The following is a 17,281-nucleotide window of genomic DNA, read 5'->3' as shown; positions in this document are numbered from 1 at the left end:
TCAGCGACGCACGACCTTGAACGTCAGCTTGTCGCTGCTGTCCTCGACCGAGTCCGAACCCGTGTAGCGGGCGACGAGCTTGTGCTTGCCCACCTCGAGGTTCTTGGTCACCGTGAGGACCACTCGGCCGTCGTCGAGGCGCTTGGCCCCGATCTTCTTGCCGTCGATGCGGACCACGACCCGGCCGGTGGGCGTCGTGCCCTCGGCCGCGACCTTGACGACGACCTTGAAGTCCCGCTTGAAGCGGGGCTTCGCGGGCTTGACCTTGGCCGTGGTCGTCGACGCCGTGACGCCCTTGCCGACCACCGTGGCGGTGAACGCCGCCGTGGAGGTCGCCAACGAGTCGCTGCCGCTGTAGGTGGCGGTGAGCTTGTTGGCACCCACCGGCAGGTCGGCCGGTAGCGGGACGGAGGCCTTCCCGTCGACGAGCTCGGCGCTGCCGACCTCGGTGCCGTCGGCCTTCGTGATCACCACCTCGCCGGTCGGCGTCGATCCCGTGGAACCATCGCGCGCGACCGTGACCCGTGCCGTGGAGGCCTCGCCGAAGGTCGAGGGCTCCGGCACGTGCACCGCGGTGACCTTGGTCGCGAGCTTGCAGATCGTCAGTGCAATGTTGTCGACCCACCAGCCCGTCACGCCACCGCAGCCGTCCCGACCGATGTCCAGGCGGAACTGCACGGTGTCACCCGCAACCACGCCGAGCGCACCCATGTCGACGACGGACGTGCCCCACGCTGTGGTGAGCTCGCCGCCGTCGGTGCCGGTGAAGGCGTCCTCGCCGGCCAACGGGTTGGTGTTGCCAGCCGAAGCAGGCAACAGCGTGCCGGGAGCGTTGAAGGTGTAGGCCTCGGCGGGGATGGCCTCGAAGTCGCCGCCATTGACGGCGACCTTCACGTTGCCGCCGTCGACATCGAGCTCGGTCGCGACCGAGTGCTCGAAGGACAGTCGCTGGTTGCGAAGGGTGCCGGACGGCAGCTCCACGATCGGACTGATGATCGAGTCGCGGCTCGAGAAGTCACCCGCGCCCCCGACGCACTTGCCAAGACGGCCGTCCGCGTTGCCGAAGGCCACACGACCCGCGTGCCCCTCGGCGCCGGTCACCGTGGTCCACGGCTTGCCGAACCCGCCGTCGTAGACGACCTCCTGGTCGGTGCCCCAGCCGGCCAGGCCGTCCTCGAAGTCCTCGCTCCACAACACGTCGGTGGTGTAGCCGGGACCGCAGGGAGCCGGGGCGCCCTGCTCGAAGAGCGGCTTGAAGTTGCACTGCGTGGGCTCCTTGCGGAGCTCCACGGCAGCGGCGGCGTTGTCGACCTGCGTGCAGTCGGTTGCCGTGATCGGCGTCGCCGCAACCGGGGTGGCGTTCGGCGCGACCGTCAGCTTGTTGATCGGCTGACCTGTGAGGTCACGACACGAGGCCGCCAGCGCGTCCGCGTGGTCGGTGAAGTCCGACGTCGGCGTCTGGTAGGCGGTCATCGCCCGGTAGTAGATCGCCGCGGCCTTGTCGAGGCCGATGCCGGTGATGGTCACGCCGTTGGACGTGCCGCCGTCGACGAGCAGCGCATAGCCGTGATTGGGCACACCGGAGTTGGTGTGCACGCCGCCGGCGTCGCTGGTGTCGCAGTGGTATTCGGCATCCGACACCTTGCCAGGGTCCCCGGCGCAGGTCGGCATCCACATGTCGCGGATCGCGCCGCCGAAGGCGCTGGACTTCTCGCCCATCAGCCAGCGGTAGGAGTCATCCGTCTGGTCCGTGCCGGACAGGCGGATCGTGGCGTTGACGGCCGTGGTGGATGGGATCGAGAGGATGCGCTCGCCGTCGGCCTGGGAGATGCCGACCACCGGGACGGTCAGGGGCGGGTTGACCCCACCGCCGGGCCCGAACGGACCACCGCCGTTGTTGTTGTAGAGGATCACGCCCACGGCACCGGCGTTGACGAGGTTCTGCGCCTTGGTCGTGAACGGACAGGTGCCGCGCTGAACCATGCCGATCTTGCCGTTGACGGCCGCCGCGTTGGTGAGGGCGGTGCACCCGTCGTTGGTGGCCGGGCCGTCCGTGTTGGCTGCGTCGAGCCCCAGGACGACCTGGTTGGTGACGCCCGTGGTCGTCGGCGTGGCTCCCCAGTTGGCGCTGCCGGCGACGCAGACCTTCGCGATGTTGGCCGGCGAGTTGATCACGACCTGGACCGCACGCGGCCCCTCGGTGGCGCAGATGCCGTCAGTGCGCTTGGTGGTGAGGTCACCCTCGCCGTCGTCGAGCCTTCCGTTGATGAGGTCGATGGTCTCGCCCCAGACGTCGGAGTAGGACTCGTTGAGCGCGCCGGCCTGCCACTGGTAGATGAGGCCGTGGGTGTACTCGGTGTAGGCGTGGCCCCACTCATGGGCGACCACGTCGTCCGAGGTGACGCCGTCGCAATAGTTGGTCGTGGTGCCGTTCCAGTTGGCGTTGGGGCAGCTGATCCGGCCGTCGTTGTTGACGGTCGTCATCGAGTGTCCCGCGCCGTCGTAGGAGTCGCGGTTGAAGACGTTCTTGAAGAACCAGTAGGAGTCGCCGGTGAAGTTGACCTCGTTCTGCTGGTCCTGGTTGAGGGTGCCGGGGAACGGGTCGCCCTCCTTCCACACCTCGGTGAAGGTGCTGGGGTTGTTCGACCCGCCCGCCTCGATGAGGTGGCGGTCGAGCGCGCCGTGCACCAGCGACCAACGGTTGACCGGCTTTCCGGTCGACGCGTCGAGGATGACGACGTCACGGATGTTGTCGCCGTTGCCGACCTCGGTGTACCAGGCGAGCACGGACTCGCCGTCCTCGCCCTTGGTCGAGCCCTTGCGGTAGACGACCAGGCGCGGGTCGCTCGCCTGCAGCTCGCCGACGTCGAAGGATCCGTCGTCGTTGACCGGCGGCTGCGCCTCGACCAGTCCTTCGGCGTTGCTCGCCGCCTTGGTCGCGGACACGCGGGGATCGGTGGACAGCGACAGGTCGGGCGCGGCGAAGCCGTTGACCGAAGTCAGGTCGCCCTGCTGGTCCACCTGGGCCCGGAGCATCGAGCCGAAGACGTCGACGCCCTGATAGGTCTGGGTGTAGGTGATCGTCCAACCGTTGGGGCTTCGGTCGACGCCGGCCCTCTGCAGCTCGTCGGCGCGCGCACCGAAGCTGCCGGCGAACTCGTCGAGGTAGGCGTCGGCCTTGGCCGTCGCCGCGTCGGCAGACCTGCCCTCGAGCGCCGGCATCAGGTCGCCGTCGCCCTTGACGCGGATGAAGCCGACCTTGTGGGTCGCCCCCTCACGCGTGACGGCGACCTCGCCACTGGCCCGGTCGGCCATGGCTGCGACGCCGTTCGTGTCGGCCTTGGCGGCCGGTGCTGCTTGCACGCCGATCGTGGGGAGTGCGGCAAGGCCAGCCCCCATGACGGCGAGTGCAAGTCCTCTGTTGAGGAGCTTCACTCTGTTTCCTCCGATTCCGAGACGCACCCGGAACCCAAGTCGCCCGAGTGACGCGGCTCACCATAAGTAGGACGTCCGACAATTGGGAAGGGAGGGTGGACAATCCGCCCCCCAAGGGGTGCGCTCGCACGACACGCACTCGTGTGGTCCGTGTGACGGGTGTGACGTGGCCGTAGGGTCGGACCATGGCGACCCGTACGTCTTCCCCGCCGGGGTCGCGGAGCTCGAGCACGTCTGGATCCAAGCGCACCACCAAGGGTTCGAGCACCCGATCACGGAGTACCAGCAAGCGCCCCGCCCCTCGCTCCTCAGCGAAGGGCCGGAGCGGCTCCAGCGCGTCCGCACGCCGTTCGGGCTCACGCCCGGCGCCCCGTGCCGTCAGGAGCGGCCCCGGTCCGGTCGCGCGCAGCTTCGGCGTGCTGGGGCGAGGTGTCGCAGCCGTGTGGCTCGGCATGGCCCACGCCGTCGGCGCGGTCGCGCGGTCGATCGGGCGGTCCGCCCGCGACCTGGACCCCGAGCACCGCCGTGACGGCGTCGGCCTGTTCCTCTTCGGCCTCGCCATGGTCGTCGCGGCCGCCGTGTGGTGGCAGCTGCCGGGTGGGGTGATGGACTTCGCCCGATCCGTGACGTCGGGCGCGGTCGGCAAGGTCGGCTGGTTCGTGCCGCTGTTCCTGGTCTACGCCGGCTGGCGCACCCTGCGCGACCCCGAGCGCAACGGTCCCGCCGGGCGACAGGTGATCGGGTGGGCCGCCTTCACGCTCGGGCTGCTCGGCATCGTGCACATCGCCAACGGCAACCCGCAGCCGGTGCTCGGCGACGCCACCAACCTCCAGGAGGCCGGCGGCGCCGTCGGCTACGTCACCTCGAGCCTGCTGCTTGACCTCATGCAGACGACGTACGTCGTCGTGCCGCTGCTGACGTTGCTGGCGGTCTTCGGCGTCCTCATCATCACCGCGACGCCCGTCTACCAGGTCCCGGTCCGGCTCGCCGAGCTGCGCGACAAGGCTCTGGGCCGCACCCCGGCCCGCGAGGCGGAGGACGACGACCCCACCAAGCCGGTGCGCACGCGCCGCCGCTCGATGCTGGACGACGACATCGACCCCGAGATGGGCGATCCCGCCTACGACAGCCCGGTCCTCAGTGACCGCGAGCTGCGCAAGCGTCGCAGGAAGAAGGCTGGGGCCGACGAGGGGGCAGAGCCTCAGGAGGACTACGGGATCGACCTGTTCGCCGACCCGATCGACTCCGGTGACTCCTCGGCCGACGCCCCCACCGCGGTCACCCCGGCCGTGGCCCCCACCGCAGTGGGCGGCGGCAAGGACGACACCGGACCCGTCGAACCGCCGCCGCACACGCCGCTACCGGCCCGCGTGGAGCAGCTCGCGCTGTCCGGCGACATCACCTACTCGCTGCCCGACAACTCCTCGCTCAAGCCCGGCTCGCCGCACAAGGCACGCTCGAAGGCCAGCGACGCGGTCGTCGAGCGGCTGATGCAGGTGATGGACGAGTTCAGCATCGACGCCACCGTCACCGGCTACACCCGTGGCCCGACGGTCACCCGCTACGAGGTCGAGCTCGGCCCGGCGGTGAAGGTCGAGAAGGTCACGGCGCTGTCGAAGAACATCGCCTACGCCGTCGCGTCCGCCGACGTCCGGATCCTCAGCCCGATCCCCGGCAAGTCGGCGATCGGCATCGAGATCCCCAACATCGACAAGGAGATCGTCTCCCTCGGCGACGTGCTCCGGTCCACCACCGCACGCTCGGACCACCACCCGATGGTGGCCGGGCTCGGCAAGGACGTCGAGGGCGGTTTCGTCGTGGCCAACATGGCGAAGATGCCGCACCTGCTGGTCGCCGGTGCGACCGGCTCCGGAAAGTCGAGCTTCATCAACTCGCTGATCACCTCGATCCTGATGCGGTCCACGCCCGACGAGGTGCGGATGATCATGGTCGACCCGAAGCGGGTGGAGCTCAACGCCTACGAGGGCGTGCCGCACCTGATCACCCCGATCATCACCAACCCCAAGAAGGCCGCCGAGGCGCTGGCCTGGGTCGTGCGTGAGATGGACATGCGCTACGACGACCTGGCCAACTTCGGCTTCCGTCACATCGACGACTTCAACAAGGCGGTGCGGGCCGGCAAGGTCGAGGTTCCCGCGGGCAGCGAGCGCACGCTGACGCCGTACCCCTACCTCCTCGTCATCGTCGACGAGCTGGCCGACCTGATGATGGTCTCGCCGCGCGACGTCGAGGACTCGGTCGTCCGCATCACCCAGCTGGCCCGCGCGGCTGGCATCCACCTGGTGCTCGCCACGCAGCGGCCCTCGGTCGACGTGGTGACCGGCCTGATCAAGGCCAACGTGCCGTCGAGGCTCGCGTTCGCGACGAGCTCGCTCGGCGACAGCCGCGTCATCCTCGACCAACCGGGCGCGGAGAAGCTGGTCGGCCAGGGTGACGGTCTCTTCCTGCCGATGGGCGCGTCCAAGCCCGTGCGCGTCCAGGGCGCGTGGGTCACCGAGGCGGAGATCCACCAGGTCGTCAAGCACTGCAAGGACCAGCTCGAGCCGACCTACATCGAAGAGGTAACGGCGCCGAAGGAGTCCAAGCGCGAGCTCGACGACGACATCGGCGACGACATGGAGCTCGTGGTGCAGGCCATCGAGCTGATCGTCTCCACGCAGTTCGGCTCGACCTCGATGCTCCAGCGCAAGCTGCGCGTCGGATTCGCCAAGGCGGGCCGGCTGATGGACATCCTCGAGAGCCGCGGGGTCGTCGGACCCAGTGAGGGCTCCAAGGCCCGCGACGTCCTGGTCAAGCCGGACGAGCTCGATTCCGTGATCGCCACGTTGGAGGGAGGAGCCTGATGGGCGCCGCAGCAGTGCACGAGGACGACACCAGCTGGACCGAGACCGGGGAGCACGAGTCGCTCGCCGTCGCTCCCGACGCGGTGGAGGTACGCCGCAGCGCGGCCGTCGCCGCCGGGGTCGGGCTGACCGCCTCCGCGGTCGCCATCGCCTACCTCGGTCGCGCCACCCAGACCGGGTCGGTGCTCGACTGGGCCTTCGTGGTCGCGATGGGGCTCCTGGGCGCCTACTGGCTCGTCGGCCTCGTCGACGCCCGCACCCCGCTGCTCGTCGCCGACGCGCAGGGCATCCGGATCCGCCTCGGCCGCACCTGGCGGGGGCTGCCGTGGACGGCGGTGCACCACGTGGAGCACACGCCGCGGCAGGGCCTGCTGCGCGACGGCCGCCTGGTCGTCGTCCCCCACAACCTCGAGCTGATCGAGGCCGAGCTCACCGGCGCAGGCAAGCGCCACACCAGCATCTCCCGCCTGTTGCACGGCGCCCCGTTCGCCGTCCCGCTCGGGCTCTCGACGCGCGTCATCGGCGCGGACGGCGACCTGACCGAGGCCCTCGGCCGCGTCGCGCGCGACGCCAGCCAGATCGTCGTCCTCGAGCCGGCCGCCGCCGAGGTCGAGGACTCCGAGACCGTCGAGGCCGCAGAGCCCGTCGACGAGACCCAGGCGCCCGAGGCCACCGAGGTCACCGAGGACACCGAGGTCACCGAGGTCACCGAGGTCACCGAGGCATCTGCGTCCTCGGCGCCCGAGGTCGGCGTGCCAGTCGTCGTCGCCAGCCCGACGCCGGCCGCGCTCCGCGAGACCGGCGCAGCCCGGCGCTCCGAGGTGCGGCGCGACGTCGTCGTCGACGAGGACGAGCCGGAGGGTCGTGAGCTGCGCCGCCCCGGTCGGGTCAGCCTCGTGGAGGAGACCCAGTCCTGGGGCGACCGCGTCCGCGCGATTGCCCGGCCGGGGGAGCCGGTGGAGCCGCTGGTGCTCGACGACTTCGAGGTCGAGCCTGCAGAGGACCCGGTCATCGGCCCTGAGCTCGCCGCGGCCCGCACCCGCCTCGGCCTGACCGTCGACCAGCTGGCCGACCGCACCCGCATCCGTCCGCATGTGATCGAGGCCGTCGAGGTCGACGACTTCGAGCCCTGCGGTGGCGACTTCTACGCCCGCGGACACCTGCGCACGCTCGCCCGCGTCCTCGGCATCGACGTCGCGCCGCTGCTGGCGTCGTACGACGAGCGCTACGCCCGCGCGCCCATCAACCCGCGCCGCGTCTTCGAGGCGGAGCTCGCCACGGGCGCCCACGGCTCCATCCGCGGCACGCGCGGCGGCCCCAACTGGTCGGTGCTCGTCGCCGTCGTCATGGCCCTCGTGCTCGCCTGGTCGATCGCCCGGCTGGTCATGGACACCCCGCCCGAGCTGCGCGGCGCCACGCCTGTCCTCAACGGCTCTGGCGGTCCGCAGGGCGCCGGCACGGCCCCGCTGGCTGAGCCGGTCGCGGTCGTCGTCAGCGCGGCGTCGGGCGGCGCCCAGGTCGTCGTACGGGACGGCGCGGGGGAGCAGGTCTTCAAGGGCAACCTCGCCGTGGGCCAGACCCGCGAGCTCAAGGCCTCGCCCCCGGTGCGCGTGATGTCCTCCGACGGTGCCGTCACCGTCTCGCTGGCCGGCGGCGACGCCCGCCCGGTCGGCGAGTCCGGCGTCGCCGGTCAGGGCACCTTCGTCACCGACTGATGCGCTCGCCGGCCCGTTCTTCAGCGATCCCCGGTCAGCCGGCGATCACTGGCGCCGGGGATGGCGGTCGGCGGGGCCGGAACGGGCATACTCACGGTGCGATGACGATTGATACAGAGCTTCCCCCGACTCCGCTGAACGTTGCTGTGGTCACCCTCGGGTGCGCCCGCAACGAGGTCGACTCCGAGGAGCTGGCCGGACGGCTCGAGGCCGGCGGCTTCGTGCTGGTCGACGACGCGGAGGACGCCGATACCGTGGTGGTCAACACCTGCGGTTTCGTCGAGGCCGCGAAGAAGGACTCGGTCGACACGCTGCTCGAGGCGGCCGACCTCAAGGCGTCCGCCGGTCACGGCGGCCGCGCCCAGGCCGTCGTCGCGGTGGGCTGCCTGGCCGAGAGGTACGGCAAGGACCTCGCCGAGTCGCTTCCCGAGGCCGACGCGGTCCTCGGCTTCGACGACTACCCCGACATCGCCTCGAAGCTGCGGGCGATCGTCGGCGGGGAGACCCACCACCCGCACACGCCGTCAGACCGCCGACGGCTGCTGCCGATCTCGCCGGTCGAGCGCGACGCCTCCGGGATCTCCGTGCCGGGGCACCAGGACCGGCCCGAGGTCGGTGACGTTGCCGAGATCGGTGCGGGTGCGCCCGCGACGGGCCCGCGCGCCGTACGCCGTCGCCTCGACGCCGGCCCGATGGCTCCGCTCAAGCTGGCCAGCGGCTGCGACCGGCGCTGCTCCTTCTGTGCCATCCCGAGCTTCCGCGGCTCGTTCGTGAGCCGCCGTCCCAGCGACGTCCTGCAGGAGGGCCAGTGGCTGGCCACGCAGGGTGTCAAGGAGCTCTTCCTCGTCAGCGAGAACTCCACGTCCTACGGCAAGGACCTCGGCGACCTCCGGCTGCTGGAGACGCTGCTGCCCGAGCTGAGCGGCATCGACGGCATCGAGCGGGTGCGTGTGTCCTACCTGCAGCCCGCCGAGACGCGTCCCGGCCTCATCGAGGCGATCGCCTCGACGCCCGGCGTGGTGCCCTACTTCGACCTTTCCTTCCAGCACGCCAGCGCTGCGGCGCTGCGAAGGATGCGCCGGTTCGGCGACCCCGACAGCTTCCTCGGCCTGCTCGAGCAGATCCGCTCGCTTGCCCCGCTGGCCGGCGTACGGTCCAACGTCATCGTCGGCTTCCCCGGTGAGACCGAGGACGAGCTGCAGACCCTGTGCGACTTCCTGGTCGCGGCACGGATGGACGTCACGGGCGTCTTCGGCTACTCCGACGAGGACGGCACCGAGGCTGCCGGCTTCGCCGACGACCTCAAGCTCGACGAAGACGAGATCCGCGCCCGCACCGAGCACGTCACCACCCTCGTCGAGGAGCTCAACGCGCAGCGCGCCGAGGAGCGCATCGGCGAGCAGGTGGTCGTGCTGGTCGAGTCCGTCGACGACGACGTCGTGGAGGGCCGGGCGGCCCACCAGGGACCGGAGGTCGACGGTACGACGATGTTGACTGGCGCCGGTCGCGCGCTCGTCGGCGACCTGGTGACGGCCACCGTCACGGGCACCGACGGGGTTGACCTGATCGCACGCACGGACGGAGTCCCGGCATGAGCACTGACCACCAGGTCTCCAACTTCAACATCGCCAACGTGCTGACCACGCTGCGCATCGTCATGGTGCCGTTCTTCGGCTGGGCGCTGCTGTACGACGGCGGCAACGACCCCACGTGGCGCTGGATCGCCTTCGGGCTGTTCGCGGTCGCGATGATCACCGACAAGATCGACGGCGACCTGGCGCGCAAGCACAACCTGATCACCGACTTCGGCAAGATCGCCGACCCGATCGCCGACAAGGCGATCACGGGCATGGCGTTCATCGGCCTCTCGATCGTCGGCGACATCTGGTGGTGGGTGACGATCATCGTGCTGCTGCGCGAGTGGAGCGTGACGCTGCTTCGGCTGTCGATCCTGAAGGACGTCGTCATCGCCGCCGCGCAGAGTGGCAAGGTCAAGACCGTCCTGCAGGGGGTCGCGCTCGCCGGCCTGATCATGCCGTTGCCCCACGGCGACGCGCACGGAGGGGCCTTCGACTTCTGGCCCGGTCTGCTCGGTGAGGGGCTCTTCTACCTTGCCCAGATCATGCTGGCCGCCGCGGTCGCGATGACGATGTGGTCCGGCTACGAGTTCTTCCGCGACGTCCGCAGGCAAAGGGCCTCCCGCGTCTGAGACGTAGGTCACATCGCGACGAAGAGCGATGTGAACTTTTGGCAACAATCGAAGGAAAAGGTTCGCGGCTCTGGGCCCGAATCCGAGATCCATGGGTGAAGATGCGTCGGTCACATCAACCCTGAAGACTCGGAGCACCCATGCGCGCACCGCTCCCCTCGCCGCGTCGTATCGCGGCAGGAGCAGGTCTGGCCATCTTGGCGGCCGGACTCACCCCGATAGCAGCGTCCGCGAATCCCGGAGGCACTGGCCTCGTCATCAATGAGGTCTACGGTGCCGGCGGCAACAACGGCGCCGTCTACAACGCGGACTTCGTGGAGCTGAAGAACCCCACCGGTTCCCCGATCGACCTGAGCGGCAAGTACATCGCGTACCGCTCCGCCAGCGGTTCGCCCGGCGCAGTTCCCTTCGCCCTGGCGGGTTCCGTGCCTGCCAACGGCACCTGGCTCGTCCAGATGTCGGCCACGGGCGCGGGCGGTGCCGCGCTCCCGCCCCCGAACCAGGTGGCATCGCCTGCGTTCGCGATGGCGGGCGCGGGCGGCCAGGTCCTGCTGCAGACCAGCTCGACCTCCCTCGCCGTCTCCGGGGACGTGGCAGGAACGGCGGGGACTACCGCCGGCATCCTCGACATGGTGGGTGCTGCCGGCTCCACGACGTTCGAGACCGCTCCGGCGGGAACGGCGACCACGACGTCCTCGCTCAACCGCAGCGCTGCGGGCACCGACTCCGACAACAACTCCGCGGACTTCTCGCTGGCCGCGCCGTCGCCGACCGCAGGAGCCGTGGGCAACGGCCCCGCCGTCGGCACTGTCGCAAACAAGAGCGCCATCGTCGGGCAGCCCATCACCCCGTTCACCGTTACCGCCACGGGCGGCACCACGCCGTACTCCTGGTCCGCCACTGGTCTCCCGGCCGGCGTGACGATCGATGGCACGACCGGCGAGGTCACGGGCACCCCGACCACCGCCGGCGTGTCCAACGTGACCGTCACGGCCGAGGACGCCGCTGACGCGACGGCCACCACGACCTTCAAGATCACGGTGAACCCGGCCGGCACCATCGCGATCGACGAGGTCCAGGGCGCCGGCGCCACCTCGCCGATCGTGGGCACCACCGTCACCACCCGGGGCATCGTCACCGCTGCGTACCCGAGCGGCGGCTTCTTCGGGTTCTACATCCAGACGCCGGGCACGGGCGCCGCCAACATCGACCTCGCCACGCACACCGCGTCGGACGCGGTCTTCGTGCGCCAGACGACCGGGTCGGTCACGGCTGCTCCGGGCAGCTACGTCGAGGTCACGGGCACCGTCGCCGAGTTCGCCGGCGCCACCCAGATCGAGGTCGTCCCGGCCGGCATCCAGGTGCTCTCCGAGACCCCGGCCCCCGTCGTCACCACCACCACGGCCTCCTGGCCGCGCGCCGCAGCTGAGAAGGAGTCGCTCGAGGGCATGCGCTACCGCCCGACCGGCAACTTCACGATCAGCAACACCTTCTCGACCAACAACTTCGGCGAGGTCGGTCTGGCGCAGGGCACCAAGCCCCTGATCCAGCGCACCGAGGTCGAGCGCCCCGGGCCGGCCGGCTCCAGCGCGACCGAGGCCGACAACCTGGCACGCGCGGTCGTCCTGGACGACGGCGCGTCGACCAACTTCCTGCTGTCCGGCGACGCTGCCGCGTGCACCCCGCGTCCCACGGGCTGCCTGCTCAACGGCAACCTCACGCCCCCCTACGTCTCGACGACCGACCCCGTCCGGGTCGGCGCCAAGGCGACGTTCACCGAGGACGTGATCTTCACCCAGGGTGGCTCGCCCAGCGCGCCCACCTACCGCTTCCAGCCGCTGACGACCGTCGTCGGCCCCGGCAACGCGGGCTCCCCGGCGACGTTCGAGAACACCCGGACGGCCGCTCCGGACGAGGCGCTGATCAACGAGACCGGCGACGCCGACCTCAAGGTCGCCTCGTTCAACGTGCTCAACTACTTCACCACGCTCGGTGACGCCGACGACGACAACGTCGGTGACGGTGGTTGCACGCCGTTCCGCGACCGCAACGACGACGGCAACTCCGTCAACAGCGGGTGCGACCAGCGCGGAGCCTGGGACCCCCAGGACTTCGAGCGCCAGCAGTCCAAGATCGTCAAGGCGATCAACGCCCTCGACGCGGACGTCGTCGGCCTGCTCGAGATCGAGAACTCGAAGACCCTCGGTGAGACTGCGGACGAGGCGACCAACAGCCTCGTGGCGGCGCTCAACGCGGACGCCGGTGCCGGCACCTGGGCGGCCAACCCGTCCTCGTCCGAGCTCCCGGCCAGCGGCATGGACGTGATCACCAACGCGATCATCTACAAGCCCGCCAGCGTCGACCGTGTGGGTGAGTCCCGTGCGCTCGGCACCCTGAGCGACGCCGGTGAGGCGTTCGACAACGCGCGTGAGCCGCTGGGCCAGGTGTTCGAGGCGAAGTCGGGCGGCGACCCGTTCCTCTTCGTCATCAACCACTTCAAGTCCAAGGGTTCGGCCGGTCCCAACCCGGGCGACGGCGACTCAGGCGACGGCCAGGGCGCGTCCAACGGCTCCCGCGTGCTGCAGGCGACTGCGCTGCGCGACTGGGTCGCGGGGCTGCAGACCGAGACGGGCGTGGAGTCCGTCGTCCTCGGTGGCGACTTCAACTCCTACGCCATGGAGGACCCGCTGAAGGTCCTGTACGACGCGAAGTACACCAATGTGGAGCAGCACTTCGGCAACGGCGAGTACTCCTACTCGTTCTCCGGCCTCTCGGGCTCGCTGGACCACATCCTGGTGAACGACGAGGCGCTCGAGCGCTCGACCGGCACCGACATCTGGAACATCAACTCGGGCGAGTCCCTGGCGCTTGAGTACAGCCGCTGGAACTACCACGGGACCGACTTCCACGCCGAGGGCCCGTACCGCTCCTCCGACCACGACCCGGTCGTCCTTGGTCTGAAGAAGGACGACCCGATCACCAAGGTGCAGATCATCGGCACCAACGACTACCACGGTCGTCTGGCTGCTGGTCCGCGTCTCGCGGCAGCGGTGAAGGCTGCCCGCAAGGCCAACCCCGACACCGTCTTCGCGGCTGCGGGTGACCTGGTCGGTGCGACGACGTTCGAGTCGTTCATCCAGCACGACAAGCCGACCATCGACGTGATGAACGAGGCCGGTCTGGAGGTGTCGGCAGTGGGCAACCACGAGTTCGACGCCGGCTACGACGACCTGGTCGACCGCATCATGGCTCCCTACGACGCCACCACGAACCCCGAGGGCGGCGCCGAGTGGCAGTACCTAGGTGCCAACGTCAAGTTCAAGGACGACGGCTCCGACGCCCTCGAGGGCACCTGGATCCGCGACTTCGGTGACGTCCAGGTCGGTTTCGTCGGCGCGGTCACCGAGGACCTCCCCTCGCTGGTCGGGGGCGACGGAATCGCCGACATCGAGGTGACCGACATCGTCGGCGCCACGAACGCGGCGGCCGAGGACCTGAAGGACGAAGGAGCGGACGTCGTCGTCCTGCTCGTGCACGAGGGCGCGACGACCACGTCGCTGGCCTCCGCGACCAACCCGAGCTCCGCGTTCGGCAAGATCGTCAACGGCGTGAACGCTGACGTGGACGCGATCATCTCCGGCCACACCCACCTGGCCTACAACCACTCGGTGCCGGTCCCCGCATGGGCGACCGAGGGCCGGGCGGTGACCGAGCGCCCCGTCGTCTCGGCCGGCCAGTACGGAGAGAACCTCAACAAGCTGGTCTTCACGGTCGACAACGCCACCGGCGAGGTCCAGGCGAAGACCCAGGAGATCGTCACCACGGCGCAGTTCCCGGCCACGGGTGACGCTGCCACGCAAGCCATCGTCACCGCGGCCAACAGCCAGGCGGCCGTCCTGGGTGCCCAGCCGTTGGGCAAGATCGAGGCCGGGTTCTCGCGGGCCAAGTTCGTCGGCGGTGCCGAGAACCGGGGCGGCGAGTCCACCCTGGGCAACAAGGTCGCTGAGGTGCAGAGATGGGCGACGGACGCGGAGATCGCGTTCATGAACCCGGGCGGTCTCCGCGCCGACATGCTCGGCACGGGTACTGACTACCCGCGCACGCTGACGTACAAGAACGCCGCCGACGTGCAGCCGTTCGCCAACACCCTCGTGACGATGGACCTCACCGGTGCGTCGATCAAGAAGGTGCTCGAGCAGCAGTGGCAGCGCAACGCCAACGGGACCATCCCGGCCCGACCGTTCCTGAAGCTGGGTCTCTCGGACGGGTTCGAGTACACCTACGACCCGACCCGTCCCGAGGGCGATCGGATCACGGGGATGAGGCTCGACGGGGTCGAGCTCGTTGCCACCGGCACCTACAAGGTGGCGGCCAACGCGTTCCTCGCCTCCGGCACCGGTGACAACTTCTTCGCGTTCGCCGAGGCGACTAACAAGCGCGACAGCGGCAAGGTGGACCTGCAGGCCATGGTCGACTACATGGCTGAGTTCGCCCCCGACGCCGACCCGCTCGAGGTCGACTACGCCCAGCGCGCGGTCGGTGTCTCCGGTGTGGCCGACGAGTACGCCGTCGGCGACTCGGTGGTGATGAACCTGTCGTCGCTCGCGATGACGGGCGCCGGTGACCTGCAGGACGCGAAGGTCGAGGTGTCGTTCGACGGCACGTCGGTCGGCGAGTTCGCTGTCGACAACACGGCGAACCCCGCCGGCGACGGCAACAGCAACGACGAGGCCGGCAAGGCCGCGGTGACCTTCGCGGTCCCTGCGCTCGAGGCTGGAGGCACCTACGACGTGGTCATCACGGGCGCGACGACCGGCACCAGCATTGCCGTGCCGGTGCAGGTCAGGGTCGAGACCACGCCGCCGACCACGCCGCCGACCACGCCGCCGACCACGCCGCCGACCACGCCGCCGACCACTCCGACCCCGGAGCCGGAGAAGGTGGAGCCGAAGCTCAAGGTGGTCGACGCCAAGGGCCAGGTGGGCGAGAAGGTCCGCTTCAAGGTCAAAGTGAAGGCCGGCGACGAGACCGCCACGGGCTGGATCAAGGTCCGCCGCAAGGGCAGCGACAAGGTCTGGCGGTTCAAGGTGAAGAACGGTGTGGCGATCGTGAAGCTGCCCGCCTTCAACCGGGCTGGCACCAAGAAGCTGGTCGTGCGTTACCTCGGTGACGACGCCGTCAAGCGCGACAAGACGGTGGTGAAGCTGAAGATCAAGCGCTGACCCTCGGCCCGTGGCAAACGGCCCCCGTCCTGCACTGCAGGGCGGGGGCCGCTTTACGTGTCAGCGCAGGGCGAGGGCCGCTTGCACGAGCGCGAGGTGGCTGAACGCCTGCGGGAAGTTCCCCGCCATCCGGCCGTGCCCGGCGTCGTACTCCTCCGACAGCAGGCCGACGTCGTTGGCCAGGCCGCAGAGGCGGTCCATCAGCTCCGTCGCCTGGTCACGCCGCCCGGCCTTCGCGAGGGCGGACACGAGCCAGAAGGAGCAGGCCAGGAAGGGGTGCTCGTCGCCCGAGATCCCGTCGACCCCCGTCTCGGTGCGGTAGCGCAGCAGCAGGCCGCCGACGTCGAGGTCGGCGATCACGGCGTCGATCGTGCCCAACACGCGCGGGTCGTCGCCGGGCAGGAACCCGACCAGCGGGATGGTCAGCAGCGAGGCGTCGACAGCGGTCGTGTCGTAGTGCTGCGTGAAGGTGCCGCGCTCGTGGTCGAAGCCCTTGTCCAGGATCTCCTCGCGCACCCGGTCGCGCAGGTCGCGCCACCTCTCGAGCGGACCGTCGAGCCCGTGGCGCTCGACCGCCTTCACGGCGCGGTCGAAGGCCACCCACACCATCATCCGGGAGTGGGTGAAGTGTCGCTGCGGCCCGCGGATCTCCCACAGCCCGTTGTCGGGCTCGTCCCAGTGCTCGGCGAGCTCGTCGACCAGTGCGCGCTGCAGGGACCAGGAGTTGTGCGTCTCCTCGAGGCCGGACTCCCGGGCGAGCTCGAGCGCGATCATCACCTCGCCCAGCACGTCGTTCTGGCGCTGTGACACCGCGCCGTTGCCGATCCGCACCGGGCGGCTGTCGGCATAGCCGGGCAGGTGCGGCACCTCGCGCTCGGGCAGCTGGCGGCCACCGTCGACGGTGTACATGATCTGCAGGTCGGCGGGGTCGCCGGCGACGGCCCGCAGCAGCCAGCTGCGCCAGTGCAGCGCTTCCTGCGCGTAGCCGGCGCCGAGCAGCGACTCGAGCGTCAGGGCTGCGTCGCGCAGCCAGCAGAAGCGGTAGTCCCAGTTGCGCTCGCCACCGAAGTCCTCCGGCAGCGACGTGGTCGGCGCCGCGACGATGCCGCCGGTCTCGGCGTGCGTCATCAGCAGGAGGGTGAGCAGGCTGCGTCGCACCATGTCGGCGTGCGGCACGTCCTCCGGCGAGCGGGCCGACCACTCGCGCTGGCGCGCGGTCGTGGCGTCGATCCTCTCGTCGAAGCCGAGCGGCCGGGGGATGTCGCGCCACGAGCGCACCCAGGTCGTGGAGAAGGTGACCTCGTCGCCGGCGGTCATCTCGAACTCGTCGCTGTGGTGGCCGGCGTGGCCGTGGGGGAGGTGCGGCCCGCGCAGCACGAGCTTGTCCGGTCCGGCGACAGCCACGACCACCTCGTTGCCGTGCGCCTGCTCCCGGCTCACCCACGGCCGCACGCGACCGTAGTCGGTGCGCACCACCCAGTCGTGCCGGATCCGCACCGTGCCGCGCGTGCAGGTGAGGCGGCGTACGACGTCGGCGCGGTCGTCGCCGACCGGCATGACGTCGAGCAGCACCACTTCTCCGTCGTCGACCGTGAAGGTGGTCTCGAGGCACGCAGTCCCGTCGAGGTACTGCCGCGACGTGGCGACCACCTCGTCGGCAGGGGCGAGCAGCCAGCGGCCGTTCTCCTCGGTGCCGAGCAGCGCGGCGAAGCAGGCGGGGGAGTCGAAACGCGGAAGGCACAGCCAGTCGATCGACCCGTCCTTGCCGACCAGGGCGGCCGTGCCCCGGTCACCGATCAGTGCGTAGTCCTCGATGGGGAGTGCCATGCGGCTAGT

General features: G+C 70.1%; 7 protein-coding genes. 5 read left to right on the top strand and 2 right to left on the bottom strand.

The annotated features are described in order from the left end of the window. Positions 1-3,399 carry a M4 family metallopeptidase gene (locus JOD65_RS23810; RefSeq protein WP_191195892.1) on the bottom strand — a complete coding sequence of 1,133 codons (3,399 nt, stop codon included), beginning with the start codon at positions 3,397-3,399 and terminating at the stop codon, positions 1-3. A 221-nt stretch (positions 3,400-3,620) separates the two neighbouring features. Here JOD65_RS23810 and JOD65_RS15955 point away from each other — a divergent pair, with 221 nt between their 5' ends. The 5 genes from JOD65_RS15955 to JOD65_RS15935 all read left to right on the top strand — a co-directional run bounded on the left by JOD65_RS15955 (position 3,621) and on the right by JOD65_RS15935 (position 15,445). Next, positions 3,621-6,299, top strand: coding sequence for an FtsK/SpoIIIE family DNA translocase (locus tag JOD65_RS15955; protein ID WP_191195891.1), 2,679 nt, complete (start codon positions 3,621-3,623; stop codon positions 6,297-6,299). Beyond that, positions 6,299-8,014 carry a helix-turn-helix domain-containing protein gene (locus tag JOD65_RS15950; RefSeq protein ID WP_191195890.1) on the top strand — a complete coding sequence of 572 codons (1,716 nt, stop codon included), beginning with the start codon at positions 6,299-6,301 and terminating at the stop codon, positions 8,012-8,014. Before JOD65_RS15955 ends, JOD65_RS15950 begins: the two co-directional genes overlap by 1 nt. Positions 8,015-8,148: 134 nt before the next feature. Further along, on the top strand, positions 8,149-9,609 hold the full coding sequence (gene rimO, locus JOD65_RS15945; protein ID WP_204811557.1) for a 30S ribosomal protein S12 methylthiotransferase RimO: 1,461 nt from the start codon (positions 8,149-8,151) through the stop codon (positions 9,607-9,609). Further along, positions 9,606-10,223: a CDP-diacylglycerol--glycerol-3-phosphate 3-phosphatidyltransferase gene (gene pgsA, locus JOD65_RS15940; RefSeq protein ID WP_191195888.1), complete on the top strand. Its 618-nt coding sequence runs from the start codon at positions 9,606-9,608 to the stop codon at positions 10,221-10,223. The genes rimO and pgsA overlap by 4 nt, the downstream gene beginning before the upstream one ends. Before the next feature lie 140 nt (positions 10,224-10,363). After that, complete coding sequence (locus JOD65_RS15935; RefSeq protein ID WP_191195887.1) at positions 10,364-15,445, top strand: ExeM/NucH family extracellular endonuclease; 5,082 nt, start codon at positions 10,364-10,366, stop codon at positions 15,443-15,445. Between the two features lie 60 nt (positions 15,446-15,505). Here the strand turns inward: JOD65_RS15935 and JOD65_RS15930 are convergent, their stop codons facing one another. After that, complete coding sequence (locus JOD65_RS15930) at positions 15,506-17,272, bottom strand: glycoside hydrolase family 15 protein (protein WP_191195886.1); 1,767 nt, start codon at positions 17,270-17,272, stop codon at positions 15,506-15,508. Positions 17,273-17,281: the final 9 nt, after the last annotated feature.

Origin of the sequence: Nocardioides cavernae, assembly GCF_016907475.1 — a bacterium.
In the GTDB taxonomy this organism is placed as follows: domain Bacteria; phylum Actinomycetota; class Actinomycetes; order Propionibacteriales; family Nocardioidaceae; genus Nocardioides; species Nocardioides cavernae.
This window is presented reverse-complemented; position numbering and strand designations above follow the sequence as displayed.

Excerpts from the sequence above, each read along its gene's own strand:
- pgsA (WP_191195888.1), top strand. The coding sequence starts at position 9,606 with ATGAGCACTGACCACCAGGTCTCCAACTTCAACATCGCCAACGTGCTG.
- JOD65_RS15955 (WP_191195891.1), top strand. The coding sequence starts at position 3,621 with ATGGCGACCCGTACGTCTTCCCCGCCGGGGTCGCGGAGCTCGAGCACG.
- JOD65_RS15950 (WP_191195890.1), top strand. The coding sequence starts at position 6,299 with ATGGGCGCCGCAGCAGTGCACGAGGACGACACCAGCTGGACCGAGACC.
- JOD65_RS15930 (WP_191195886.1), bottom strand. The coding sequence starts at position 17,272 with ATGGCACTCCCCATCGAGGACTACGCACTGATCGGTGACCGGGGCACG.
- JOD65_RS23810 (WP_191195892.1), bottom strand. The coding sequence starts at position 3,399 with ATGGGGGCTGGCCTTGCCGCACTCCCCACGATCGGCGTGCAAGCAGCA.
- JOD65_RS15935 (WP_191195887.1), top strand. The coding sequence starts at position 10,364 with ATGCGCGCACCGCTCCCCTCGCCGCGTCGTATCGCGGCAGGAGCAGGT.